Raw genomic sequence first — 25,102 nt, 5'->3', positions numbered from 1 at the left:
AGACCAGGCAGTTCTGGGTCGAATCGTGCGCCTCGCTCAGCCCAACCTGGTCACTAGGGGACCGGGCAGACGCGGCAGAACGACGTCGATCAACCGCCACGGCCACCCTGGGACACAGGCGCGGCGCTTTTCCTTCTCGATGGCGTCGATCATCGCCGCCACGCCCTTGTCCAGCGGCGCGACCAGGCGTGCGTCGCCAGCTTTCGCGGTCATCTCGGTGGCGATGAATCCCGGCAGCAGGGTGGTCACCGCGATCGGCGACTTCGCGAGTTCGACAGACAGTCCCGCGCCCAGCGCCGCCAAGCCCGCCTTGCTCGACGAATACGCGGCCTTCTTGCCGGGAAGCCCGCGCACCGCGCTCATCGACGACACCAGAACCAGGTGGCCGGAGTGCTGTGCGCGGAAGATTTCCAGCGCGGCCTCGGCCTGCGCGAGCGCGCCGATGAAGTTCGTTGTCGCCGTGGCGATATTGGCCGAGGCGCGCCCGCTGCCGAGCACCGCGCCCTTGCCGAGGCCCGCGTTGACGATCACCCGGTCCAGTCCGCCGAGTTCCTCGTGCAGCTCCCCGAACACCGTGGCGACCGCGGGATGGTCGTTCACATCGAGCGTGCGCACGGCGATCTTCGCGTTCGGATGCGCGGTGAGCAGCTCGGTCCGCAGCGCCGCCAACGCGTCCGTTCCGCGGGCGCACAGCGCGAGGTCGCGACCGTCGGCGGCGTAACGCCGCGCCATGGCCGCGCCGAGTCCCGCGCTGGCGCCGGTGATCAGAATCTTGGACCGCATGGGACAAGACCATAGCGAGCCGACGGCATCGACGCGCTCCGGCGAGGATTCGCCCCCGATCAGCCGCCGAACGACCCGGTGTTCGGTCGAGGAACCAGCCGCCACGAACCGCAGCTCGTGGTCTTGAAGGCGGTGTCGGTGGCCTTTATCTCCACCCGCACTGGACTGATACGGGTGTAGTTGTTGGCGATGATGGCGCCCATATCGGTGTTGTCGCCCTCGACCTTCCACAGCCGGCGCCAGTCGCAGCCCCTGGCCGGGTCCGGTGTTCCCGTACTTTCCCAGAGCCCCGGCAGGATGTCGGTGCCGACCAGGTAGACCCCGTCGCCGGGAATCGTGTCGGCTGGCGCTGCCGCCGCCGTTCCCGCACCGAGCATGGTCACGGCGGACGTCAGCGCGCCCGCGATCAGAAGCGTGCTTGCACGCATGTGGTGTACTCCTCGAATCGTGCTCGAACAGACCGCGGCGCGGCCGAAGGAGACCCCGGATCTCCGCGGCCAGATCTACCAGACCCCGCGGTCACGAGGAACCCGATTGTCCGTTTCTTGTGCTGAAACCCAAGACAACGGTGCTCGCATAAGGGAATTCGAAGCTCGACGCGCCCCCGTGCTACGGCACGCAAATCACCGATCGCGACCGTTGAATGCATTACGCTCAGCGTTCGCTGTGGTCACCGATATCGAAGGCGTGGCCGGATAGCCGCTGGTGATCGCGTAATCAAGATCAACGCTGACAATGTGCTGTCCCGGCGTCACGGTTGCGTCACGAGACTTGCTTCACTGATACGCATGTTGCAAAAGTGAACTATTGGGTTTGGTGTTACTAGTGGGAAGGGAGGGGTGCCTCGTCCCAGGGGCACCGACCGAACATGAAGCCAGGCATCATCACAAGTGGGATCTGTACCGCCGCGATCACCGCGGTGACCGTGACGCTGTCCGGGATCACGCAGGTCGGCGCGAACGCCGAACCCGCCGCCCCCGACGTGTCGACCAAGCTCGCGGGCAAGACCGTCTTCCTCGATCCCGGCCACCAGGGTTCCGATCATCAGGAAAACCTGGCCAGGCAGGTCTCCGACGGACGCGGCGGCACGAAGGACTGCCAGACCACCGGCATGACCACGCGCAACGGGGTGCCCGAGCACACCATCAACTGGAACGTCGCTCAGCTGGTCAAGTCGTCCTTGGAAAGCCTCGGCGCGCGGGTGGTGCTGAGTCGTCAGGACGATCAAGGTTGGGGCGGTTGCGTCGACGATCGGGCGCGCGCGGCGAATCAGTCGGGCGCCGACGTCGCGGTGAGCGTGCACGCCGACAGTGCCCCCGCCGAGGACCACGGGTTCCACCTCATCGTGCCCGCCTTGCCGATTCCCGATGCGGTGGTCGATCAGGTGCAGGCGGGGCCCGGCCTCGCACTCACTGATTCGGTGCGTGACGCCTATGTCAAAGCCGGTTTCGCGCAGGCGAATTACGCGGGCGTCGTCGACGGTTTGCAGACCCGCAACGATATCGCCGCCCCGGCGCTCACCAGGATTCCCCAGGTTTTCGTCGAAATGGGCAATGGTGCCAACGCCGACGACGCGGCCCGGCTGGAGAGTCAGGACGGTCAGGTCGAGCACGCGATCGCGATCACCACCGGTCTGGCGAGCTACCTGCTGAACGCGCCCCAGTCGATCCTCCCGCAGACCGGGTCGGCCACCGGTCAGCCCGCCTCGGCGCCCGCTCTGCGGATTCCCACATTGGCCGAGGTCGCGCCGAAGCCACAGCGGGAGCAGTCCGCACCGCAGGCGGTGCGCGAGCAGAACCGGACGGAGTCGGTGCCGCGCTCGGACGCCTCCTCGAAACCCGACACGGCATCCACGGACACCGCACCTCGGTCCGGTCCTGCCGCGCAGTCGCCTGCCGCGCCCGAGTACCGTGCGGCGCCGGAGGAACGGACGGTCCCGCGCTCCTCGAAGCAGCCTCCGCGTTCGGGGACCGAGCAGTCGCCGGGAGCACAGTCACCGGACTCGGGTTCGGCCGCGACCAAGGTGCTGCCCGGTGCCGACGGCAGCGGGCCGGTCAGCAAGATCTTGCAGTTGCTGATGCCGTTGGCCGCGACGCTCGGCCTGGACGACACCACGATCACCTCCGAGCTGATCAACCTCGCCTACACCCTGGCGGGGACGCTGCTCGGCCCTTCGAAATAGCCGACGCCGAGTCTTATCCGCCGAACGTCACCCTCACCCTCGGGCGAGGGTGACGTTCGCATTCCCGCGCCAAGTAGGGTGCACGGAGTGGCTGACCGGATCCCTGTGGTGCTCGTGGCGGGTTTTCTCGGATCGGGAAAGACGACGCTGCTCAACCATCTGTTGCGCGCGGGACGCGACACCCGAATCGGGGTGGTGGTCAACGACTTCGGTGCGATCAATATCGACTCGATGTTGGTGGCCGGGCAGGTCGACGCGATGGTGTCGCTCGGCAACGGGTGTGTGTGCTGCGCGGTCGATGTGAGTGAACTCGACGAGCTGTTCACCCGGCTGGCGCAACCACGCGCGGGGATCGATGTGATCGTGGTGGAGGCCAGCGGCTTGGCCGAGCCGCGCAACTTGATCCGGATGGTGATCGGCAGCGACAACCCGCGTATTCGTTACGGTGGGCTGGTCGAGGTGGTCGACGCCGAGCACTTCCCGCAGAGCAACGCCCAGCACCCCGAGCTCACCACGCACCTGCGTCTGGCGGATCTGGTGGTGCTGAACAAATCCGACCGGGTCTGCGCGCAGCGGCTCACTGCCCTGCGTGGCCAAATCAGCGAACTGGTCGGGCAGGTGCCGGTCTACGCGACCACGAAGGGGCGCCTCGACCCCGGCTTGCTGTTCGACGAGCCGCTGCGCCGACCCGCCGACGGCGCACGCCAATTGAGCTTCGACGAGTTGCTGCGCGACGAGCACGATCACGAGGACGAAGAGCACACGCGCACGCACGCGGACCGGGCACATCGCCATCTGCACGACGATTACACGAGTGTGTCGTTCGACAGTGTGGACGCATTGGATCCCAGGGCGCTGGTCGAGTTCCTGGAAAATCCACCGACGGGGTTGTTCCGCGCCAAGGGATTCGCCGCGTTCGGGGTCGAGGATGAGCGCAGGAAGTTCGTCTTGCATATGGTCGGCAGCCACATCGTCTTCGAACCGGATTCCTGGGCGCGCGGCGAATCACCCGTGACCAGAATGGTTCTCATCGGCGCCGGTCTCCAGGTCGAGAACGCGCTGGAGCGGCTGCGTGCGACCGTGCACACCGAGGCTTTGCCGCTGGACCCGCGGAGCATGCTCGGCATATGGCGCTATACGCCGCATTGAACCGAGATCCGCTCCGCACGAGTGAGATTGGCGCATTCGGCACGAGTTTGGCGCGTTCGGCGCTGCCGCCGCGAGGTTACGGGGGCGACAATGGCATCGGGTCGACCGTGTGCACGTGCGCATGCACGTGCACACAGTAGTTTTCGTCGGTGTACTGCCCTACGCCGTGGCGCTACGGGCCGACCCCAGCCGTTTCGCGACCGAGGGGAGTCAGCCGTGTCCGACAGCCAGGACAGTGCCACCGCGTACGTGATCGAAGTATTGGAAGCCAAGGGCACCGCGACCCGCGATGACTTCGACGTCGAGGGCATCGTCGCGGAATCGCACGCGGTCGCCAACAGTTGGAACTTCCGCTCGATCGAGGACACGACATTCTGGCAGATCGCGGCCCGCTTTCTGAAACTCTGACGTGTCAACCGAATTCGGTGCCGTGGCGCGTGTGCGGTGGCACCGTCCAGCGCCGCGCCGCGCGCCGCATCGAACTCGCGTCCGAATAACCGAGCAGTTCGGCCTGACGCGATCGACTCACCGGACCCGACGCCGCTACCCGGCTCAGTCGCGCCGAACGCGCCCGGTCGAGTTCCCTACGCCAGGTGGTGTCGGCTTCCATCAGCCGACGCTGCAATGTGCGTGGACTGACCGCGAGTCGCCTGGCCACCCGGTTCAGCGACACCTCACCGGTGTCCAGTACGTCCGCGAGTGCGGTGGCGACCCGGTCCAGCCAGGCGTCGGCCAGCGGTGGCGGGGGTGGCAGCGCGTCGGCCAAGGGCAACAGCACCCGCGAAAGCACCGGGTCGCTCGTGGTCAACGGCAAATCCATGTCCGAGGGATGGAAGGTCATCGCGTCGACGGGAGCGCCGAAATCGATGGCCGCCGTGCCGAACACCTCCACGAAGGTTTCCGACCTGGCGGGTGCGCTCTGGCGCAGCGACACCCGCATCGGGACAACAGGAGCCTCGACCACCCGTCTGGCGCGACTGAGCACCGCCGCCAAGCCCCACACCTGGGTGAGATCGCGGCCGCGGCCCTCGCCCTCGACCATGTCCAGATACAGACTCACCGTCTCGTCCGGCTCTGCGACGAGATCGAAGCGATGATTGGTGGTCACAGCGCTGACGTACGGCCCGCAGGTGGCGAGGCCGGCACCGAGTGTCGGCGCGCTGGAGAACAAATAGTCGTAGAGACCCAGACAGGTCAGCGCGTAGCGGTGCGCGACCCGCAGCGCGACGTTCGGGTCCTCGAGCGCGTGCTCGGCGAGCTCCCACAGCCGGGAGAAGACCTGGCTGGGTAGGTGGACGTCGTGGCCGTCCAGACTCCATTTCGGCACACCGGTCTCCCGGATCAACCGCTCGCGGTCCAATCCGGCAGCACTGAGCTGCTCGATGACGAAGCGGTGCAGCAACACCTGGTCGGTCCCCATCGCGTCCTCCTGCCGCGGATCGATCCGACTGACATGAACTCGAACTCGCACTAACTCTGTGCGCGGCAACGCTATACCCGCACCCAGGGTCGCGGCCAGCGATTCGCGACGGTAGGTGATTCAGCGGGGTTGACCTCACCCGCAGGCGTTCACCCACTCCGACAATCCGTCGGCGAACAGTTGACGTTTCCAGATCGGCACCTCGTGCTTGATCCGGTCGACCAGTTCGGCACACGTCTCGAACGCGGCACCTCGATGCGGTGCCGCCACGGCGACCACGATCGCCAGATCACCGATCGTCAGATCACCGACCCGGTGCACGGCGGCGACCGGCAACCCGGCCGAAGTCGACAGCTGCGCGCAGACCGCGTGCAGGAAACGTTCGGCGGCCGGATGCGCGGAGTACTCCAACGCGGAAACCGCTTGGCCGCCATCGTGATCGCGGACCTTGCCGGTGAAGACAACGACGGCGCCGTGGCGTGGGCCGGTGACCGCGGCTTCCACCTCGGCGGGGTCGAGCGGACGGTCGCTGATCCGTGCGAGCGGAACCAGGGATTCAGTGGTTGTCATGGTCGCCGCCTCCGGCTACTTGCGCGAGCAGATGATCCAACAGCGGTGCCAGTACCGCGATGCCGTCGCGCACGCCACCGGGTGAGCCGGGCAGGTTGACGACTATCGAAGGGCCGGATTGGCCGACCACACCACGACTCAACGTGGCCAACGGGAATTTCTCGGCGCCACGGCGCCGAATGGCCTCGGCGATACCGGGGAGCTCGCGGTCGAGCACCGCGAGCGTCGCCTCCGGCGTCGCATCGGTGGGGGAGACGCCGGTGCCGCCGGTGGTGATCAACAGCTCAGGACCGAAGCGCAGTGCGTCGGCCAGACCGAACCCGATCTCGTCGTCGGCGTAGACCAGCGGACCACGCACCGAGAAGCCGAGTGTGGCAAGCCAATCCGCCAAGACCGGGCCGGTGGTGTCGGTGCGGGTGCCCGCGGCGGCACCGGTGGAGACGACCAGTACCACCGCGCAGCGCCCCGCACCGGGCCGCCGCCGCGGGTCGATCGCGGGGCGGCTCTGCTCGGCGTCGGAGTGTGCGTGCGCTTCTTCGGTTGTCGCGGGGTGGCCTTCTTCGTTGTCGGAGTCCGCGGTTGTCGGGAGGTCGGCTTCTTCGGTGTGTGTGGAATGCGGGTGCGTCTGTTCGGCTCCGGAGTCGTCGGGCTCCCGGGACTGGCTCGAAGTCGGTGTCACGTCAGTGGATACCGCCGCAGGCGATACCGCGTGCGGCGGCGTGGCGGCAGCCCCCTCGGTGGAACTCGAGGTTCGCGCGTGGGGTGGACGCTCGGTGTCGTCGGAACCTCCCGCGACTCGCGAGGGCCGCGGCAGCTGGTTGGATACTTCCGCAAGAGACGCAGTCGATGTCGCCGCGTCCGGGGGCGAGAAATCACGCCGTTGCGCGACACTCGGTTGCGGGGGACGCGCGGGGGTCGCTTCCTCGGCGTCGTCGGGTAGCGGTCGCGCCGATGGATTCGGGGTTGCGCAACCGTCCTCGGCGCCGGCGTCCTCGGCGCCAGGCCGACGCCAATGTCCGCGCTTGCCACCTTCTTTCGTGAGCAGACGTACCGCGTTCACACTGGCCGCGGGGTCAACCGCCTTCACCATGTCGTGCAGCGTCAGACCGGCTACGGCGACCGCGGTGAGTGCCTCCATCTCGACACCGGTGGGCCCCTTGGTCTTCGCGGTGGCCTCGATGGTGATGGTGTCGTCGGTGAAACCGAACCGCACCTGCACCGACGACAGCGCCAACTGGTGACACAGCGGAATCAGCTCCGCGGTCTTCTTGGCGCCCGAGATACCCGCGATCCGCGCGGTGGCCAGTACATCGGCCTTCGGCATGTCATTGGCCCGCACCAGGCGCACCACCTCGGCCGTCGTGCGTAGTTCACCGGCGGCGCGCGCGATCCTCGTGGTGTCGGACTTCGCGCTCACATCCACCATCCGCGCTCGTCCTTCGCCGTCCACATGGGACAACTCGCTCATCGGTTCACTCCCGCGCTCGCACCGAACTCACCGGCCTTGCCCATGGTGCGCCACAACCGCGTCCGACTCACCCGTTTCGCGTTCACAGCGACCACACCCGAACCAGGGCGCCCGCCGCCAGCGCGGTGGTCTCCGCGGGCACATCGATCAGCACATCCGCGGCCGCCATACTCGCGACCAGGTGCGAGCCGGGGCCCGACACCACCTCGACCGCCGTCGGCACCCGATACACGTCGTCGGGCTCCGCGGAGTGGAGCAGCTTGCCGCGCAAGAACTGTCGTCGGCCCTCGGGCGAACGGGCCAGTGCGTTGTGCAAGGGCAAGCGATACTCGCGCACTGCGGGCAGGCCGGAAGCGGCACGCAACAGCGCACGCACGAACACCTCGAACGACACCATGGTGCTCACCGGATTACCGGGAAAACTGAGGACAGGAACACCGTCGACCACCGTGCGTCCCTGCGGTCCGCCCGGCTGCACGGCGATCGTCCCGAACTGTCCGCCCATCGGTTCGAGGACGTCTTTGACCACCTCGAAATCGCCCTTGGACACACCGCCGGAGGTGAAGACAACCTCGGCGCGTTCGGTGGCCTCGGAAAGCTTCGCGCGAAACTGCGCGGGATCGTCACCGCTGTGTGCGATCGACACGACCTCGGCGCCGTTCGCGGTGAGCGCCGCCGCGAGCGCGATCCCGTTGGAGTTGTAGATCTGGCCGGGACGCAGCGCGCTGCCCGCTGGCACGAGTTCGTCGCCCGTGGTGAGGACGGCCGCGCGCACCCGACAGGTCACCGACACCGTCGCCTGACCGACGGCGGCCAGCGCCGCGATGTGTCGCGGTTCGAGCGTGGTGCCCGCCGCGGCGATGAGGTCACCGGCGCGCACGTCGGTGCCCGCCTCGCGGACGAATTCGCCTGCGGTGCGGCCACGTTCGATGGTCACCACGATCTCGTCGGTATTGGTGTCCTCCACCGGAACCACACAATCGGCGCCCGGCGGAAGCGGCGCGCCGGTCATCACCTTGACCGCACTACCCGGCTCCAGCGGTGTCGTGCCCGCATCGCCCGCCGCGACCAATCCCGTCAACGGCAGCGTCACCGGCGCGACCACGACGGCGCTCGAACGCACCGCGTATCCATCCATCGCGGAATTACGGAATACCGGCAGATCGATCGGCGAACGCACGTCCTCGGCCAGGCGCCTGCCGAGCGCCCTTGGCAAGGCGACGGTCTCGGCCGGACGGGTGAGCAGTGGCCGCAACAGTTCGTCGATGGCGGCGCGGTACTCGTCGACGGACCGAACCGAGACGCTGGCGGGCCGAGAATTCATACCGCAAAGCCTATCGCTCCGGCCGCGGTGGCCTTCGCCCTCGCGAGCCGGGAGACCGTGCGGTTCGTGGCGTCGCGCACCGCGACACTTCGGCGCCTTCTCCCACGGTGGGGTGCGGGGTGGAGGTCATAATGGACGGGTGACTGTTGTCGAGATGGGGATACCTGCCGTGCGTTCCGGGCGCCCCTCGCTCGACGGGCGCCCGGATACGCCGTACTTGCTCGACCGATTCGGAAGGGTCGGTCGCGACTTGCGCGTCTCGATCACCGAGAAGTGCTCGCTGCGCTGTACCTATTGCATGCCGGAGGAGGGGCTGCCCGAGATCCCCCGGCACGAGCTGTTGACCGCCGACGAGATCGTGCGATTGGTCACCTTGGCGGTCGAAGAGCTCGGGGTGCGCGAGGTGCGCTTCACCGGTGGCGAGCCGTTGATGCGTCGTGACCTCGAGCAGATCATCGCCGGTTGCCACGAACACGTGCCGGACACTCCGTTGGCGATGACGACCAACGGTGTCGGCCTCGCGCACCGTGCCTACGATCTCGCCGCCGCGGGCCTGCACCGGGTGAATGTGTCGCTCGATACCGTCGACCGGGTCGATTTCGCGACGTTGACCCGCCGCGACCGCCTCGATTCCGCCCTGGCCGGTATTCGTGCCGCGCGCGCGGCGGGGCTCACTCCGGTGAAGGTGAACGCCGTGCTCATGCGCCAGACGCTGGCCGGCGCACCGGATCTGCTGCGTTGGTGTCTCGATGAGGGCTGCGAGCTGCGCTTCATCGAGGAAATGCCGTTGGACGCCGACCACGAATGGGCGCGCGCCAATATGGTCACCGCCGCGGAGGTATTGGAGGTGTTGGGCGCCCGATTCGAGCTATCGGAGACCAGCAGGGCCGATCCCTCGGCGCCCGCGGAGAAATGGCTGGTCGACGGCGGCCCGGCGACCGTGGGCGTTATCGCCTCGGTGACCAGGAAGTTCTGCGATAGTTGCGATCGAACGCGGCTTACCGCCGACGGGATGCTGCGGTCGTGTTTGTTCAGCGATCAGGAATTCGACGTGCGCCAACCCATGCGTTCGGGCGCCGACAATCACGAGCTCGCCACCCTGTGGCGCGGCGCGATGTGGCAGAAGGCGGCGGGCCACGGTATCGACGCCGAAGATTTCAGCCCGCCGGAACGCACGATGGGAGCCATTGGTGGTTGAGGTCCGCTACTTCGCCGCGATCGCCGACGCCGTCGGCAAGGATCGCGAGACGTTCGAATTTCCGGTGGACGCGACGATCGCGGACCTACGTTTCACCTTGTCCGCTTCCTACGGCACCGATCTGGACAAGATGCTCGCCGTCTGTGCCTATCTCATCGGCGATGAACTCACTCGCGACCCGTCCGCGTCCTTGGGGCGACAGGTGGACGTGCTGCCGCCGTTCGCGGGCGGCTGAGCCCCGTTCCCGGGGCTGGCCTGCACCGCGACCCGCAGGTATCGGCGGGAAGGAGCCGTGCGCAGGGCCGAGCGCGGTGGAAGTCGTCAGCGCCCGTGTGGATGCGGCTGCTTCGGGAAAGGCGACAGCCGAGCTCCGCGAGTCCGGTTCGAGAGCTATGCCCTATTCGTGCCACCAGGTGTCAAGAGGGGTAACGGGAACGGTGCGCTTATGTCGGGTCTTCAGAAACAGCGACTCGAGTCGCTCGGCGACCTCGTCGGTCACGTCCTTGCCCTCCAGATAGTCGTCGATCTCCGCATAGCGCAGGCCGAGGGCTTCCTCGTCGGGCAGGGCGGGGCGATCGTCTTCCAGATCCGCGGTCGGCACCTTGGACCAGGTGCTCGGCGGCGCACCGAGTTCCTGAAGCAGGGCGGCGCCTTGGCGTTTGGTCAGTCCCGTCAGCGGGGTGATGTCGACGCCGCCGTCGCCGAATTTCGTGAAGAACCCCGTGACCGCCTCGGCGGCATGGTCGGTGCCGACGACCAGCAGGTTCTCCTGCCCGGCCAGCGCGTACTGGATCACCATGCGTTCGCGGGCTTTGATGTTGCCGCGCACGAAGTCTCGTAGCTTGGCCACCTGTGCAGCGGCGGCGACCTCGGCGGCGACGGCGTTCGCGCCCGGGCGCACGTTCACCACCACGGAGCGATCGGGCGCGATGAATTTCAGTGCGGTGCGCGCGTCGGCCTCGTCGGCCTGTACCCCGTAGGGCAGACGCACGGCGACGAAGGTGGCCTCGGTGCCCTCGGCGCGCAGTTCCTCGGCGGCGAGTTGGCACAGACGCCCGGAGAGCGTGCTGTCCTGGCCACCACTGATACCGAGCACGAATCCCGTTGCGGCAGCGGCGCGCAGATAGTCCTTGAGGAAATCGACCCGGCGGCGCACTTCGTCCTTGGGTTCGATGCTCGGTGCCACACCCAATTCGGTGCTGATCTGTTCGCGCAGGTTCCGCATGCCGTCCAACTCTACTGCGAATCAGCCGGGAACAACGTGGCGAACGAGCGTCTCCCAGTTGTCGCCGATTTCGGCGCGGGAGTACTCGCGCGTTTGCCGCTGATACATCACCAGCGCCGCCCCGAGCGAGGCCAGCAGACTATCGGCGATCAGCGCGATCGGCCCTGGCGTCGCGGCCTGCCGCAGCAGCATGCTCACGTGGGTGTGCAGCAAACGGTAGGGCGCGCCCGAATAGCGTTCGGCGGCCGCACCCAACTCGGCCGCTCGGTGCAGTTCGCCCTCCACATCGATGTCGAGCAGTCTGGCGCGGCCGAAGGCGATCAGCCGCTCCGCCGGCGGTGCGCCCGGTCCGAGCGGTGGTGGCCCGAACATGAACGCCGCCTGGTACTTTCGCTCCGAATGATCGAGTAGCGCGAGCATGAGTCCCGAGCGATTGCCGAAACGGCGAAAGACAGTCCCTTTGCCGACGCCCGCGCGTTTGGCCAGCGCGTCCATCGTGAGGCTGTCGACACCGTCCTCGCGCACGAGTTGTTGTGCCGCGTCGAGTAATAGGCGACGGTTTCGGGCCGCGTCGGCGCGCTCGGTGGGGGCATCGCCGCTGAGTAAAGGGATCGCATCGGCGGGGGTAGGGCGCCCGTTCGGCGAGCGGCCGTTCGGTGTGGGGTAGCTCACAGCACTCACGCAGACTCCGTCGGGAAGTATTCGGACCACAGTCCGGTTATTTCATTGACAGTACCGGCAAACACCTTCAGTAACCAGGAGACATCATGGGTAAGACCCGCATCCTCGCCCTAGTCGGCAGCCTCCGTGCCGCTTCGATCAATCGCACCCTCGCCGAAGCGGTCGCGAGCACCGCGCCGGACGACGTGCAGGTGACCGTGTTCGAAGGACTCGGCGAGCTTCCGTTCTACAACGAAGACACCGACACCCCCGATTCCGTACCCGAGTCGGCGCTGGCGCTGCGCGCCGCGGTCGCCGAGTCCGACGGCCTGCTGGTGTTGACCCCCGAATACAACGGCACACTGCCCGCCGTGCTCAAGAACGCCATCGACTGGGCGTCGCGCCCCTACGGTGCCGGTTCGATCAAGGGCAAGCCCACCGCCGTGGTGAGCGCATCGATCAGCCCGAACGCCGCGCAGTGGGCACACGCCGACGCGGTGAAGTCGCTGGGTGTCGCAGGAGGTCGCGTAGTGGAATCAGCGCACCTGCACTTCGGTTCGATCGGCGAGCGTTTCGCTCAGACGCACCCGCGCGAGGACGCCGAGGCGCTGACCCAACTGTCGGCGACCCTGCGTGAACTCGTCGAGTCCGCGCGGGGCGAATTCGTCGCGGTGTAGGCTGCTCTGCGGCCTTCGAGAGGGCCACCGGCGCCACGGGTTCGACCCGTCGGCCGCGGTGGCCCTCTTCGTATGTTCAAGAGTTTGCTGAAGATCAACTACGGTACGAAATTGTGATCTGAGGCACTGTCGTGTCGGGTTGCGAATCGAGCGTCCTGGTACTTCTTTCCATGAAATTTCATCGTTGTGACTCGCTACATGTCGTGTTGGATGAATCTGTCGGCCACTAGGTGTAGTGTTCTCGGTACTGGATGACGGCGCGAGGCTTCGCTCAACGATCACCGAGCGGGCACCGACCCGACGGGGCTGATCAGGGGCTTCGAGACTCGATCCAGGAGTTTGCGCAACCGAGCTTTTCGGGTCATGCGCTGAGCGTTTTTCGTCGGATTGTGCACTGCATACGGATCACGAGCTGTGGATCAGGCACAAGGGAGAGAGGGAATCTATGACCGTCACGATGTACACCAAGCCTGCTTGCGTTCAGTGCAATGCCACCTACAAGGCCCTCGATCGGGCCGGGGTGGAGTTCGAGGTCATCGACATCTCCGAGAACGACGAGGCGCGCGACTTCGTCATGGCGCTCGGTTACCTGCAGGCTCCGGTCGTCGTCGCAGGCGACGAGCACTGGTCCGGCTTTCGGCCCGACCGGATCAAGTCGCTCGCCACCGTGGCGGCCTGATCGACCTTTCGTCTCTCTCCGAGCAGGGGAGGAGGAGTGCGATGTCTGACAAGCTGGCGTCTGACAAGCTGGCGTCTGACAAGCTGGCGTCTGACAAGCTGGCGTCCGACAAGCCGGTATCCGACAAGACGGCGTCCGACAAGACGCCCGATCCGGCCGCGTTGGTCTACTTCTCCAGCGCCTCGGAAAACACGCACCGCTTCGTCGAGAAGCTGGGAATCCCGGCCACTCGCATCCCACTGCACACCGCCGACTCGCTCCGCGTCGACGAACCGTACGTGCTGATCGTCCCCACCTACGGGGGCGGTCGGCGCGTCTACGACACCGGCGCGGGCACGGCGCGGTCGAACAGATCCGACAAGGATTTCGTCCCGCGACAGGTAGCGAAATTCCTCAACGATCCACGCAACCGTGCGCTGCTGCGCGGGGTGATCGCGGCGGGCAACACGAACTTCGGTGACACCTTTTGCTATGCGGGAAAGGTGATCTCGCGCAAATGCGGGGTGCCGTACCTGTATCGCTTCGAACTCATGGGAACCGCTGCGGACGTCGAGCGCGTCCGAGAAGGATTGGGATTGTTTTGGCAACAGCAACCACAGCACCGGCCGGAAAAACAGCTCGCTTAGAGCAGCCTCCGGTCCGCAGCGCGGAAGCGGGCGAAGTGCTCGACTACCACGCGCTCAACGCGATGCTGAACCTGTACGGCGCGGACGGCAAGATCCAGTTCGAGAAGGACCGGGAAGCCGCCAACCAGTACTTCTTGCAGCACGTCAACCAGAACACCGTCTTCTTCCACAACCTGGACGAGAAGCTCGATTACCTCATCGAGGAGAACTACTACGAGGCCGAGGTGCTCGACCGCTACGGTCGCGCCTTCGTGAAGCGGCTGTTCCAACAGGCCTACGACAAGAAGTTCCGTTTTCCCACCTTCCTCGGCGCGTTCAAGTACTACACCTCCTACACGCTGAAGACCTTCGACGGGAAGCGTTACCTGGAGCGGTTCGAGGACCGCGTGTGCATGGTCGCGCTCACCCTCGCCGACGGTGACGAGTTGCTCGCGAGCCGACTGGTCGACGAGATCATCGACGGACGCTTCCAACCGGCCACCCCCACCTTCCTCAACTCGGGCAAGAAGCAGCGCGGCGAGCCGGTGAGTTGTTTTCTCTTACGCATCGAGGACAATATGGAGTCGATCGGGCGATCGATCAACTCCGCGTTGCAGCTGTCCAAGCGTGGCGGCGGAGTCGCCCTGCTGCTGAGTAACATTCGGGAGCACGGTGCGCCGATCAAGCGGATCGAGAACCAGAGCTCCGGTGTCATCCCGATCATGAAGCTGCTGGAGGACTCGTTCTCCTACGCCAACCAGCTCGGCGCGCGCCAGGGCGCGGGCGCGGTGTATTTGCACGCCCACCACCCGGATATCTACCGCTTTCTCGATACCAAGCGGGAGAACGCGGACGAGAAGATCAGGATCAAGACGCTCTCGCTCGGTGTGGTGATCCCCGACATCACCTTCGAGCTGGCGCGCAAGAACGAGGACATGTACCTGTTCTCGCCGTACGACGTGGAGCGCATCTACGGCAAACCGTTCGCTGACATCGACGTCACCGAGAAGTACCACGAGATGGTCGACGACAAGCGCATCCGCAAGTCGAAGATCAAGGCGCGCGAGTTCTTCCAGACCATCGCCGAGCTGCAATTCGAGTCCGGCTACCCGTACATCATGTTCGAGGACACGGTGAACCGCGCGAACCCGATCGCGGGCAAGATCACCCACTCGAACCTGTGCTCGGAGATCTTGCAGGTTTCCACGCCTTCGCTGTTCAACGACGACCTGTCCTACGCCGAGGTGGGCAAGGACATCTCCTGCAACCTCGGGTCGCTGAACATCGCCAAGACGATGGACTCACCCGATTTCGCGCAGACCATCGAGACCTCGATCCGCGCATTGACCGCGGTGTCGGATCAGACGCACATCTACTCGGTGCCCTCGATCGAGCAGGGCAACAACCAGTCGCACGCGATCGGCCTCGGCCAGATGAACCTGCACGGTTACCTGGCTCGTGAGCGCGTGCATTACGGTTCCGAGGAGGGCGTCGACTTCACCAACATCTACTTCTACACCGTTGTCTACCACGCGATTCGGGCCTCGAACCTGATCGCACGGGAGCGCGGCAGCTACTTCGGTGGCTTCCCGGAATCGAAATACGCCAGCGGTGAGTACTTCGACAAGTACACCGATCAGGTGTGGGAGCCCAAGACCGAGCGGGTCGCGAAGCTGTTCGCCGAAGCCGGGGTGCGTATCCCGACCCAGGAAGACTGGCTCGCGCTGAAGACCTCGGTGATGGAGCACGGCATCTACAACCAGAACCTGCAAGCGGTGCCGCCGACCGGTTCGATCTCCTACATCAACCACTCGACCAGCTCTATTCACCCGGTGGCGTCGAAGATCGAGATCCGTAAGGAAGGCAAGATCGGCCGCGTCTACTACCCGGCGCCATATCTCACCAACGACAACCTGGACTATTACCAGGATGCCTACGAGATCGGCTACGAGAAGATCATCGACACCTACGCGGCGGCCACCCAGCACGTGGACCAGGGCCTGTCGCTGACACTGTTCTTCAAGGACACCGCGACCACCCGTGACCTCAACCGCGCCCAGATCTACGCGTGGCGCAAGGGCATCAAGACGCTCTACTACATCCGGCTGCGCCAGATGGCTTTGGAGGGAACCGAAGTCGAGGGCTGCGTGTCCTGCATGCTGTAGCTGTTACCCGAAAACGGCGACCTTCGGAAGGAAGGTCGCCGTTTTCGCGTTTCGCCGGGGCTGCTCAGCGCAGTGCTGGCGCGACTTCGCGTTCGAACAGCTCGACGCCGGAGAGGTCGTAGGCGGCCTCGGGGAAGTTGAAGATGGCGTAGCCGAGGCCGAGATCGCGGACCTTGGTGAGCTTTTCGATGATCTGCTCGGGAGTGCCGACGGCGGCGCTGGTGCGGAAGAGGTCGTTGACCCAGCCGTTGGCCTTCTCCTCGCCGAGGTAGGGCGTCAGGCGGGCGGCGAGGGCGGTGAGGCGTTGCTCCACCTCCGCCTCGGTCGAGGCGATGACGGCGTTGTAGTTCGAGCTGCGCACGATCGCGTCGAAGTCGGTGCCCACATCGGCGCAGTGCGCGCGCAGGATTTCCGACTTGTGGGCGAAGCCCTCGGGGTCGCCGACGAAGTTGGTGTAATCCGCGTACTTGGCCGCGATGCGCAGTGTCTTCTTCTCACCGCCACCGGCGATCCACAGCGGAATCCCGCCCTCCTGCAGGGGAAGTGGCTGCACGATCGCGCCGTCGACCTGGTAGTACTTGCCGTCCAGGGTGGCTTTGCCTTCGGTCCATGCCTGCTTGAAGATCTGCACGCCTTCGTCGAGGCGCCCGAGGCGCTCACCCGCCGACGGGAAGCCGTAACCGTAGGCGCGCCATTCGTGTTCGTACCAGCCGCCGCCGATCCCCATCTCGACGCGTCCGCCCGAGATGAGGTCGGTGGTGGACGCGACCTTCGCGAGGTAGGCGGGGTTGCGGTAGCTGATCGCCGTACACATCTGGCCGAGGCGGATGCGCGAGGTGGTCGCCGCGAACGCCGCCATCAGCGTCCATGCCTCGTGCGTAGCCTGATCGGTCGGTGCAGGCACCGTGTGGAAGTGGTCGTATACCCACAGCGACTCCCACGTATCGTTCGCGTCGAACCGCTGAGCGAGATCGCGCATCACCCCCCACTGCTGCGCAGGGTCGATATCGACCAGATCGAGTCGCCACCCCTGGGGGACGAAAATGCCCAAACGCACTGAAATTCTCCTTCGGTCAGTGTCTGCGAGTATCCGCATCGACCACGGCGCGATGCGAGGTCGTCTACGAAGGACGCCGTGGCAGCGTGTCGGCCACACCTCCTCGCTGAGGCGGGCCGACCCCCTACTGTTTACTCCTTCTCGGTGACCGTTTCGTGGTCTCGGGCAACCCCGGTACCTGGCTGCGGCGCTACGCGTCTACCCGCCACCGCGAGAACCGCCGCTCCAGCGCGAGCAACACACCGTTGAAGGCGAGGCCGAGCAGTGCGATCGCGACGATGCCCGCGTACATGTTCGGGATCTCGAAATTTTGCTGCGCCGCGGTGATCAGGTAGCCGAGACCCGCTCGCGCCCCGAACATCTCGGCGGCGAGCAGCACCAGGATCGAGCTGGCCGCCGCCATCCGCAGACCGGTGAAGATGGCGGGAATGGACGCGGGCAGGATCACCTTCTGGAACAGTCGCAGCGGCGAAAGACCCAGTGATGCAGCAGCTTTGATCAGCAGCGGATCGACGGTACGCACACCGGTGATCGTGTTCAGCAGGATCGGGAAGAAGCTCGCGTACACCACGAGCGCGACCTTGGAGGTTTCGCCGATGCCCATGATCAGCAGGAAGACCGGGAGCAGTGCGAGCGCCGCGGTGTTGCGGAACAGCTCCAAGATGGGGTTGAGGAAGTCGGCCACCGGTTTGTACCAGGCGATCGCCACACCCACCGGTATCGCGACAACCAGCGCGATCGCGTAGCCGAACAGCGACCGGCCGAGACTCGCGGACAGGTGCGTCCACATCTCGCCGGTGCTGACCAGGTCGATGAATGCCTGGAAGACCACCGAGAACGGTGGGAGGAATACCTCGTCCACCAGGCCGAGCTGCGGCGCGAACTGCCACAGGAGCAGAAACAGCGCGATCACGATGGTCGGTTTGCTGATCCGCCACACGAGGCCGCCGGCGCGGCGTGCCAATAGTGCTGCGGCGCCGCTCGACTCGGCATCGACCTGCGGTGCGGGTGGCGCCGACAGTGTCTGCTCGGCGCTCGGCGGACGTTCGGTGAGATCTACCGCGCTAGACATGGGCGGCCCTCCCTGTGGTGGACGCGGCGCGCTCGGCATCGAATCCGGGGTGTGCGGTGTGCTGGTCCGGCGTTGATGTAGCAGGTGGCGAGGATGTTTCGGTGAACTCCGTCGGTGCGAAACCGGATCGCTCTGGCGCCGTATCGGATTCGTCCGAGACACGCGATCCACCGGACGCTGTGACCGAGGGTTCCTGCGCCGATCTCGCTGCCACGGAGCCGGACTTGTTTTCCGACAGGGCCGCTCGCTCCAAGCTCTCCGCGCGCTTGACCTCGCTCTGCAACAAGGTCCAAATCTGGTGCCGGTAGTCCCGGAATCGTTCGGAGGAACGGATATCGCCGCCCGCGTCGCGATCGATCCGCACGTCGACGAGCGCCTTGACTCGACCGGGTCGCGAGGTCAGCACGGCAACGCGTTGACCGAGATACACCGCCTCGTCGATGCCGTGTGTGATGAAGACGAATGTCTTGCCCGTGCTGCGCCAGATGCGTAACAGCTCGTCCTGCAACGACTCTCGGGTCTGGCTGTCGAGTGCGGCGAACGGCTCGTCCATCAGCAGTACCTCGGGATCGAAGGCGAGGCTGCGCGCGATCGCGACGCGTTGCTTCATCCCGCCGGACAACTCGTGCGGAAAGCGGTCACCGAAGCCGTCGAGCCCCACCAATTCCAGGTAGTGGTCGGCGAGTTCACGGCGGGCACGGCGGCGCAGCCCCTTTGCCTCCAGGCCGAATTCGATATTGGCGCGTGCTGTGCGCCACGGCAACAGCGCGTACTGCTGGAATACGATGCCACGGTCGAGGCCGGGGCCGGTGATCGGCTTACCGTCCAGCAGGATCTGGCCGCCGCTCGGCGTGGTCAACCCGCCGAGTAGATCGAGCAATGTCGACTTGCCCGACCCGCTCGGTCCGACCAGGACCAGGAACTCGCCTTCGTTCAGGGTGAGCGAGATGTCCTCGATGGCGGTGAGCTGTTGCTTCGAGCCACGCACCGGAAAGGTCTTCCGTACTCCGGACAGGGCCAGTTTCGTTGTCGGCGTTGTCATTTCGCTACCACCGTTTCGCCGGTCGGTCCGCTGGACGGCGCGAAGGTGCCGTTCGCGTATGGGTTGAACTCGTTGGTGAACAGATCCGGTGCGCGCACCTTGCCGTTCTTCATCTTGTGGTTGCGCACCAGCCAGTCGATCCAGACCTGGAACTCGCGCTCCTCGACCACTCCGCCCGGCACGGGAATGCCGGAGGTGAGCCAGTAGGGGGTCAGGCGGGTGGACTCGTTGCGGCCGCGCTCGGCGATGATCGCGTCGAATCGCGCCCGCACCTGCTCGCGCGGCGTGACCTGCATCCAGCGGATCGCCCGCGCGGTGCCCTGCACGAAGTCCGCCACCGCCTCCCGATTCTTCGCGATGTAGTCGTTGCGGAAAAGGTAAGTGCCGTAATCGAATTCGCCGAAAAGCGCCTTGTCGGTGTACAGCGGGTGGATGCCGCCACGCTCGAGCGCGGTGTCACGGTAGACATTGCCCATCGCGGCCGCGTCGATCTGCCCCTTACGCAGCGCGTCCTCCGTGCTTGCCGGTGGTAGCACGATGAGTTGGACCTGGCTGATCTCGTCGTCGGTCAGGCCCTGTTGATGCAGCCATTCCCTGGTGACGAACTCGTGGTGCGCGCCGAGGGTATTCATCGCGACCTTCTTGCCGATCAGGTCGCGCGCCGAGCGGATGTTCGAATCGTCACGGACGTAATACCCGGTGAAGTTCTCCGAGTCGGCGCCGTAATAGCTGATCACCGAGGTCATCTTCGCGCCGCCGCCGATCAGTTTCGCCACCGCACCGTTGAACGCGCCCCCCACCTCGACCTGTTTGGTCGCCGCCGCCTGGATATTGGCGGGCCCGCTGGTGGTGTCGCCCTCCCATCGCAGTGCCAACTTGCTGAAATACCCGAGGTCGTCGGCCAATTCGAACGGCGTGACCTGGCCGGTCGTGCCCTGGTATCGGATCACGTACTTGCCGTCGGCAGTCCTGGTCGGCTCCGAGGCCACGCAGCCGGCGACCAAGGAGAGGCAGGCCGCCAAGGCGACGGCCAGGGGAAGCACGCGTAGGCCGTTTCCCCGTGGGAAGCGTCGTCGTCGGGAACGGAAGGGCATCGATCTTTCCTTCGAGAAGCGCTGCGACACAACAGATGTCGGACGTATGACAGCGATGCGCGGGCGGCCGTCGACGCTCGTTTCGGCGAATGCGCTGGCCGCGGGAGGGCAGTGGTGAGCCGGGTGCCGCTCAGTGGCGACAGGTCCCGCTCGGGGTACGCATCAGATCGATCGCGCGGCGACGAACCAGCGGGCGGATCAACACTTCGACACTCCCGAGGGCAGTAGGGGCAAGGCGGCCGACCGACGCCGGGTTGTCGGACCACTGCACACTGTCCCGCCTGACCAACGGCGGATCAACAGTTCGACGCTGTCTGCGTATAACCCGCTCGCGGGTAGCGCGGTGCGGAATTCGCCGCTACGCGCGGTCGCCGTACAGGATCAGCCAGATCGCGCGGCCGAGTGCCTGCGCGATCTGCTCGTCACCGGCTGTGGATGCGTGTGCGCAGGCGACGGTGATGACGCGTTCGACCATCGAGGTGAGAACGATGGCTGTCGCGTCCACGTCGACCTCGGCCGATACCTGACCCGCTCGCTGCTCTTCGTGTAAGCGAGTCCGCACGACACCGGTGAACGCGCGCACACGTGCGCTCCAGTAGCGGCCGACATCGCGGTCGTAGGCGGACACTTCGTAGAGGGCGAGCAGGACCACCCGGTGGTTGCGGAAGCCGTCGAGCATGTCGCGCATCGCGGTGATCACGCTGTCACGCGCGTCGGTGTGGTCGGCCAACCACCATCGTTCCGCGGTGCCGAAGAGGTCCTCGGTCGCGAGATCGGCCATGCGGATGAGTAATTGGCTCTTGTCGGGAAAATATCGGTAGAAGGTCGAACGCGCGACGCCCGAGGCTTTCGCGATCCGTTGCACCGCGAGCTCGGTGAACGGGGTGCCGTCGGACAACAGCTGCTCCAACGCGGACAGCACGGTGCGTTCGAACTCGTCCCTGCGGTCGTCGAGGTTGGGCTTGCGGGTTCTCGCGACTCTCGTCAGCGACGCCATACGGTGCCTGCGCTCGTCTTGCTCATTCCGTCATTGTGCCCGCCGGCGCGGTGTCCGGTGCGGTACCCAGCGATGACCTGCCTATTGACTCCTTGACAACAGCGCGTCATGATAATCGGACACTCTGTCCGAGGCACTGTGACTCGAGGTTTGGAATGGCTGTCGAACGCACCGATGTGATCGTGGTCGGGGCCAGATGCGCCGGAAGTGCCGCCGCCATCGCGCTGGCGCGCGGGGGGTGCGCGGTGGTCGTCCTCGACGCGGCCCGCTTTCCCTCGGACACACTGTCCACCCATCTGTTGTGGCCGTCGGGGGTCGCCGAACTCGCGGAATTGGGTGCGCTGGAACGCGTTCTCGCGTTCGGAGCTCCGAGATTGCGCACCGGCTCGGCCAGCGGCGCGGGATTCACTGTCAGCGGGCGGTTTCCCGCGGTGGACACCATCGACTTCGCGCTGTGCGTACGCAGGACGGGGCTCGACGCGGCGCTGGTCGCCACCGCCCGACAGACCGGAGCCGAGGTCAGGGAGCGTTGTCGCGTCACGGATCTCGTCTGGGACCACGGTCGCGTCACGGGTGTGCGCTACCGCGATGACGCCGGTGCCGATCGAGAACTGCTGGCGCCCTTGGTTATCGGCGCCGACGGCCGGCGCAGCACGGTCGCGCGGCTGGTCGGCGCGACACAGCCCTACCGGGCCATGCCGAGCGGGCGTGCCTGCTACTTCGCGTATTGGCGGGACAACAAACCCGAATGGCGCTCGGTTGCGGCGCAGTGGCGTGCGGAAGCGTTGCTCGGCACCGCCTTTCCGTGCGACGGCGGTTTGGTGCTCAGCCTCGTGCAACCGCCCGATGCGGGAGGACGCCCAGGTCCCGCCGAGGAGATCTACCGCGATTCCGTCTCGCGGATACCGGAATTGGTGGATCGGCTCAGCGGCTGCGACATGGTCGGCAGGGTCCGATCGGCGACGGGCCTTTCGTCGTACTTTCGTCGGTCATCCGGCCCCGGCTGGGCGCTGCCCGGTGACGCGGGCCATTTCAAAGATCCGGTCACGGCACAGGGTATGCGGGACGCGATGCGCTACGGGCGACTGCTGGGGGAGTCGGTCGCCACCCGCCTGGGTGACCCGGTCCTGCTCGATGCCGCGGTTCTCGCATGGGAGCGCCGCCGCGAACGCGATTGCCTCGGCGTCTACCAATGGACCAACGGGCTCGCGCGGGGCACGGCGCTGCGGCCGATGGAAATCGAGCTGTATCGTTCGGCGGCCGGTGACGACGACCTCACCACCGATCTGCTCGGTGTTTTCTCGCGTGTCGTCGAACCGAGTCGTCTCCTCGGGCCGGCGCGACTACCAGGGCTGGCCATCGGCGCGATGCTGCGGGGGTACGGCGGTCGGGGCACGGTGGCCGCCGACATCGCCGACAATGCCCGTCTCGCCGTCGTCGAAGGAATCGAACGGGTTCTCGCGCGCAAACGACCGCTACCCGAGATCCCGCCCCACGCATCCTCCGCGCCGGGGGCCGAGCCGTCGCGTCCCGCCGAAAACGTTCTGCCACAAGGAGAAGCTCATGGATAGTCGTCGGATACCGGTGCGGATGAATCGGCGTCGAGCGCTCCGAGGCGTGGCCGCGGCCGGTGCGGTCGCCGCGCTGGCGGCCAACGAGTCCTTCGCACAGGCCGCACCGTCCGTGCGCCGAACGCCGGGCCCGGTGACGAAAGGCCGCGACGTGGCGATCTTCGGCGGCGGGATGGCGGGGCTGTCCGCGGCGCACGAGCTCATCGAACGCGGGTATCAGGTCACCGTGTACGAACCCGCGTATCTGGGCGGCAAGGCGCGCAGTATGAGTGTGCCGGGCACGGGATTCGACGGTCGTCGTGATTTGCCCGGTGAGCACGGATTCCGGTTCTTTCCCGGTTGCTACCAACACGTGCCGGACACGATGAGTCGAATTCCCTTCCCCGGCAATGCCAATGGGGTGCGAGACAATCTGGTTCGGGTCGAGGGCGCGGTGGTGGGATTCCGGGATCAGTCACCGGTGTTCGCACCCGTTGAGCTCGGTGGCCTCGGGGAACTGACCCCGGAATTGATCCAGTCGAGCATCGTGTCCGCGTTCGCGTTCATCCCGCAGTTGCCCGCCGCCGAGCTCGCCTTCTTCGGCAAACAGATGGCCATGTGGTTCACCGCGTGCACCGAGCGCCGGTTCGGCCAGTTCGAATACCTCTCCTGGGAGGACATGCTGCACGCCGAGGGAAAATCGCCCGCGTATCGCGATTACCTGGTGAGTGCGCTGACCAGGATCACGGTCGCGGCGAAACCGCATCTGAGTTCGGCGCGCACCATCGGCACGATCGGTGAAGGGTTGCTGCTCGCGGGCACCGGCCTGGTGCCCGCGTATCAGGGTGGGACCGACCGGATCCTCAACGGGCCGACGAACGAGGTGTGGATCGACCCGTGGGTGACGTACTTGCGTTCTCGCGGTGTGCGTTTCGTGCTCGGAGCTGGCGCGGCGCGTCTGGAGCTACGCGGCGGTGTGATCGTCGGCGCCACGATGACCGAAGGAAACGGTGCCGCCACCGAGGTGAGCGCCGATTGGTATGTCTGCGCGATGCCCGTAGACAAGGTGTTGCCGCTGTTGAGCAACGGCATTCTGGCGGTGGACGCGAGCCTGGCGGGAATGCGGGAACTTCTCCTGGACTGGATGGTCGGCATCCAATTCTTCCTCACCCGCGACACCGATATCCCGGAAGGACATGTCGCGGCGCTCGGCACCCCGTGGGCGCTCACCGGCCTGCGGCAGGCCCCGATGTGGCCGGGTGATTTCGCGGCGACCTACGGAGACGGCACCGTGCGGGAGTGTTTCTCGATCGACATCTCCGATTGGGACGCACCGGGCATTCTCTTCGGCAAGACGGCGAAAAACTGCACTGCCGAAGAAGTGGCACAGGAGTGCTGGGCGCAGATGAAAGCCTGGCTCAATACCTCGACCGGCTGGCTACGTGACGAGGACATCCATTCCTGGCACCTCGACCCCGGCATCACCCGGTCCGGCGCAACCACCTACAACGAAACACCGTTGCTGGTCAACACCATCGGCTCCTACGACCACCGACCCACCGCGCGTTGCGCGATTCCCAACCTCTTCTTCGGCGGAGACCATGTCCGCAACAATATCGATCTCGCCACCATGGAGGGCGCCAACGAATCCGGCCGGTCGGTCACCAACGCGATTCTCGACGCCGCGGACGACCCCGGCCCGCGCGCGGCGATCTTCCCCATGTTCGCCCCACCCGCTTTCGATCCGCTGAAACAGTTGGACCGCGAACGGTTCCGTGCCGGTCTGCCGCATCTACTCGAGGGCTGAGCGGGCGCGCCTCGCGTGCGTTGACCGGCCCGCAGCTGCGTTGCAGGGCGCCGTGCGCGGGCCGGGTGGTTCGGCGGTGGCCCGCGGTCGTCGCGCGCGTCGGTGTGATCTCACTATCTCGAGATGAAATCTCCCTCGGACTAGGTGTAACCTTCCCAACGGGCGCGATCGCGTCCGAATCAATGGTCTCGGATGGCGCGACGATATGCGGCATCGGCGTGGAGGAGGTGGGGTTGTCATGCGCAGCGAACCTCCTAGTCGAACGCCGCGCGGCGCCGTCCCCTCCCGCTCCTGGGCAACTCGCGACAGGTAGTTCGTGGCAGGTCAGTTCTGATTTCGGGATCGGCGCCCGCGGTGTGAATTCGGTTCACCATTCAC

At 66.0% G+C, this 25,102-nt stretch carries 24 protein-coding genes and 3 pseudogenes; 12 read left to right on the top strand and 15 right to left on the bottom strand.

The genetic code is table 11. The features are described from left to right. Window positions 1-36 precede the first annotated feature (36 nt). Both ABEA50_RS23420 and ABEA50_RS23415 read right to left on the bottom strand, forming a co-directional pair. Window positions 37-783, bottom strand: a complete 747-nt coding sequence (locus tag ABEA50_RS23420; protein WP_345497936.1) for an SDR family oxidoreductase — start codon at window positions 781-783, stop codon at window positions 37-39. 59 nt (window positions 784-842) lie between these two features. Beyond that, the gene (locus ABEA50_RS23415) at window positions 843-1,211 is read right to left on the bottom strand and encodes a hypothetical protein (RefSeq protein ID WP_345497934.1); all 369 of its coding nucleotides are present in this window, start codon (window positions 1,209-1,211) and stop codon (window positions 843-845) included. A gap of 440 nt (window positions 1,212-1,651) precedes the next feature. On the opposite strand from ABEA50_RS23415, the gene ABEA50_RS23410 reads away from it, so the two are divergent. The 3 genes from ABEA50_RS23410 to ABEA50_RS23400 all read left to right on the top strand — a co-directional run bounded on the left by ABEA50_RS23410 (window position 1,652) and on the right by ABEA50_RS23400 (window position 4,522). Then, entirely contained in the window at window positions 1,652-2,965 is a 1,314-nt protein-coding gene (locus tag ABEA50_RS23410) for an N-acetylmuramoyl-L-alanine amidase (protein ID WP_345497933.1), read from the top strand. 87 nt (window positions 2,966-3,052) lie between these two features. After that, window positions 3,053-4,114 carry a CobW family GTP-binding protein gene (locus ABEA50_RS23405; RefSeq protein ID WP_345497931.1) on the top strand — a complete coding sequence of 354 codons (1,062 nt, stop codon included), beginning with the start codon at window positions 3,053-3,055 and terminating at the stop codon, window positions 4,112-4,114. Window positions 4,115-4,330: 216 nt separating this feature from the next. After that, a complete protein-coding gene (locus tag ABEA50_RS23400) occupies window positions 4,331-4,522 on the top strand; it encodes a hypothetical protein (RefSeq protein ID WP_345497929.1) in 192 nt (63 codons plus the stop codon). A gap of 4 nt (window positions 4,523-4,526) precedes the next feature. On the opposite strand, the gene ABEA50_RS23395 is transcribed toward ABEA50_RS23400, so the two are convergent. Together ABEA50_RS23395 and ABEA50_RS23390 are read right to left on the bottom strand one after the other, a co-directional pair. Next, complete coding sequence (locus ABEA50_RS23395; RefSeq protein ID WP_345497928.1) at window positions 4,527-5,534, bottom strand: AraC family transcriptional regulator; 1,008 nt, start codon at window positions 5,532-5,534, stop codon at window positions 4,527-4,529. 135 nt (window positions 5,535-5,669) lie between these two features. Next, window positions 5,670-6,068, bottom strand: a complete 399-nt coding sequence (locus ABEA50_RS23390) for a molybdenum cofactor biosynthesis protein MoaE (RefSeq protein ID WP_425577704.1) — start codon at window positions 6,066-6,068, stop codon at window positions 5,670-5,672. On the opposite strand from ABEA50_RS23390, the gene ABEA50_RS31030 reads away from it, so the two are divergent. Further along, window positions 5,989-6,189, top strand: coding sequence for a hypothetical protein (locus tag ABEA50_RS31030; RefSeq protein ID WP_425577698.1), 201 nt, complete (start codon window positions 5,989-5,991; stop codon window positions 6,187-6,189). The genes ABEA50_RS23390 and ABEA50_RS31030 overlap by 80 nt on opposite strands. Here the strand turns inward: ABEA50_RS31030 and ABEA50_RS23385 are convergent. From ABEA50_RS23385 to ABEA50_RS23375, 3 genes and pseudogenes are all read right to left on the bottom strand, one after another. After that, a pseudogene (locus ABEA50_RS23385) lies at window positions 6,100-6,567 on the bottom strand (molybdopterin-binding protein); the annotation flags it as partial. The gene ABEA50_RS31030 and the pseudogene ABEA50_RS23385 overlap by 90 nt on opposite strands. Before the next feature lie 539 nt (window positions 6,568-7,106). Continuing rightward, window positions 7,107-7,572 (bottom strand): annotated as a pseudogene (gene moaC, locus ABEA50_RS23380) (cyclic pyranopterin monophosphate synthase MoaC); the annotation flags it as partial. Window positions 7,573-7,654: 82 nt separating this feature from the next. Next, window positions 7,655-8,896: a molybdopterin molybdotransferase MoeA gene (locus tag ABEA50_RS23375; RefSeq protein WP_345497926.1), complete on the bottom strand. Its 1,242-nt coding sequence runs from the start codon at window positions 8,894-8,896 to the stop codon at window positions 7,655-7,657. Between the two features lie 139 nt (window positions 8,897-9,035). Here ABEA50_RS23375 and moaA point away from each other — a divergent pair, with 139 nt between their 5' ends. Beyond that, complete coding sequence (moaA, locus tag ABEA50_RS23370) at window positions 9,036-10,094, top strand: GTP 3',8-cyclase MoaA (RefSeq protein WP_345497925.1); 1,059 nt, start codon at window positions 9,036-9,038, stop codon at window positions 10,092-10,094. Continuing rightward, complete coding sequence (locus tag ABEA50_RS23365; RefSeq protein ID WP_345497924.1) at window positions 10,087-10,329, top strand: MoaD/ThiS family protein; 243 nt, start codon at window positions 10,087-10,089, stop codon at window positions 10,327-10,329. Before moaA ends, ABEA50_RS23365 begins: the two co-directional genes overlap by 8 nt. Window positions 10,330-10,491: 162 nt before the next feature. Here ABEA50_RS23365 and nadE read toward each other — a convergent pair whose 3' ends face one another. Together nadE and ABEA50_RS23355 are read right to left on the bottom strand one after the other, a co-directional pair. Beyond that, on the bottom strand, window positions 10,492-11,319 hold the full coding sequence (gene nadE, locus ABEA50_RS23360) for an ammonia-dependent NAD(+) synthetase (protein ID WP_345497923.1): 828 nt from the start codon (window positions 11,317-11,319) through the stop codon (window positions 10,492-10,494). 21 nt (window positions 11,320-11,340) lie between these two features. Then, a complete protein-coding gene (locus ABEA50_RS23355) occupies window positions 11,341-11,991 on the bottom strand; it encodes a TetR/AcrR family transcriptional regulator (RefSeq protein ID WP_425577703.1) in 651 nt (216 codons plus the stop codon). A 95-nt stretch (window positions 11,992-12,086) separates the two neighbouring features. Between ABEA50_RS23355 and ABEA50_RS23350 the strand changes: the two genes are divergently transcribed. Continuing rightward, window positions 12,087-12,656 (top strand): NAD(P)H-dependent oxidoreductase, encoded by a 570-nt coding sequence (locus tag ABEA50_RS23350; protein ID WP_345497922.1) that lies wholly within the window; start codon window positions 12,087-12,089, stop codon window positions 12,654-12,656. 445 nt (window positions 12,657-13,101) lie between these two features. Beyond that, complete coding sequence (gene nrdH / locus ABEA50_RS23345; RefSeq protein WP_345497921.1) at window positions 13,102-13,335, top strand: glutaredoxin-like protein NrdH; 234 nt, start codon at window positions 13,102-13,104, stop codon at window positions 13,333-13,335. Here the strand turns inward: nrdH and ABEA50_RS31025 are convergent. Continuing rightward, complete coding sequence (locus ABEA50_RS31025; protein WP_425577697.1) at window positions 13,307-13,432, bottom strand: hypothetical protein; 126 nt, start codon at window positions 13,430-13,432, stop codon at window positions 13,307-13,309. The genes nrdH and ABEA50_RS31025 overlap by 29 nt on opposite strands. On the opposite strand from ABEA50_RS31025, the gene nrdI reads away from it, so the two are divergent. Beyond that, entirely contained in the window at window positions 13,377-13,961 is a 585-nt protein-coding gene (gene nrdI / locus ABEA50_RS23340; RefSeq protein WP_345497920.1) for a class Ib ribonucleoside-diphosphate reductase assembly flavoprotein NrdI, read from the top strand. The two genes, ABEA50_RS31025 and nrdI, sit on opposite strands and share 56 nt — an antisense overlap. 62 nt (window positions 13,962-14,023) lie before the next feature. Further along, window positions 14,024-16,105: a class 1b ribonucleoside-diphosphate reductase subunit alpha gene (nrdE, locus tag ABEA50_RS23335; protein ID WP_345498212.1), complete on the top strand. Its 2,082-nt coding sequence runs from the start codon at window positions 14,024-14,026 to the stop codon at window positions 16,103-16,105. 64 nt (window positions 16,106-16,169) lie between these two features. Here nrdE and ABEA50_RS23330 read toward each other — a convergent pair whose 3' ends face one another. The 5 genes and pseudogenes from ABEA50_RS23330 to ABEA50_RS23310 all read right to left on the bottom strand — a co-directional run bounded on the left by ABEA50_RS23330 (window position 16,170) and on the right by ABEA50_RS23310 (window position 21,367). Next, entirely contained in the window at window positions 16,170-17,162 is a 993-nt protein-coding gene (locus tag ABEA50_RS23330) for an LLM class F420-dependent oxidoreductase (RefSeq protein WP_345497919.1), read from the bottom strand. Between the two features lie 190 nt (window positions 17,163-17,352). Next, window positions 17,353-18,234, bottom strand: a complete 882-nt coding sequence (locus ABEA50_RS23325) for an ABC transporter permease (RefSeq protein ID WP_345497918.1) — start codon at window positions 18,232-18,234, stop codon at window positions 17,353-17,355. A gap of 244 nt (window positions 18,235-18,478) precedes the next feature. Beyond that, window positions 18,479-19,276: pseudogene (locus ABEA50_RS23320) on the bottom strand (ABC transporter ATP-binding protein); the annotation flags it as partial. After that, window positions 19,273-20,370: an ABC transporter substrate-binding protein gene (locus ABEA50_RS23315; protein WP_345497916.1), complete on the bottom strand. Its 1,098-nt coding sequence runs from the start codon at window positions 20,368-20,370 to the stop codon at window positions 19,273-19,275. The pseudogene ABEA50_RS23320 and the gene ABEA50_RS23315, both read right to left, overlap by 4 nt. A gap of 358 nt (window positions 20,371-20,728) precedes the next feature. Continuing rightward, window positions 20,729-21,367, bottom strand: a complete 639-nt coding sequence (locus ABEA50_RS23310) for a TetR/AcrR family transcriptional regulator (protein ID WP_345497914.1) — start codon at window positions 21,365-21,367, stop codon at window positions 20,729-20,731. A gap of 155 nt (window positions 21,368-21,522) precedes the next feature. Between ABEA50_RS23310 and ABEA50_RS23305 the strand changes: the two genes are divergently transcribed. Both ABEA50_RS23305 and ABEA50_RS23300 read left to right on the top strand, forming a co-directional pair. After that, window positions 21,523-22,938, top strand: coding sequence for an NAD(P)/FAD-dependent oxidoreductase (locus ABEA50_RS23305; protein WP_345497913.1), 1,416 nt, complete (start codon window positions 21,523-21,525; stop codon window positions 22,936-22,938). Next, window positions 22,931-24,724, top strand: a complete 1,794-nt coding sequence (locus ABEA50_RS23300; RefSeq protein ID WP_345497911.1) for a hydroxysqualene dehydroxylase — start codon at window positions 22,931-22,933, stop codon at window positions 24,722-24,724. Before ABEA50_RS23305 ends, ABEA50_RS23300 begins: the two co-directional genes overlap by 8 nt. Window positions 24,725-25,102: the final 378 nt, after the last annotated feature.

It is taken from the genome of Nocardia callitridis, from assembly GCF_039543305.1.
Classification (GTDB): domain Bacteria; phylum Actinomycetota; class Actinomycetes; order Mycobacteriales; family Mycobacteriaceae; genus Nocardia; species Nocardia callitridis.
Note: the sequence above shows the minus strand (reverse complement) of the source record. Positions and strands in the feature narration are given on the sequence as shown.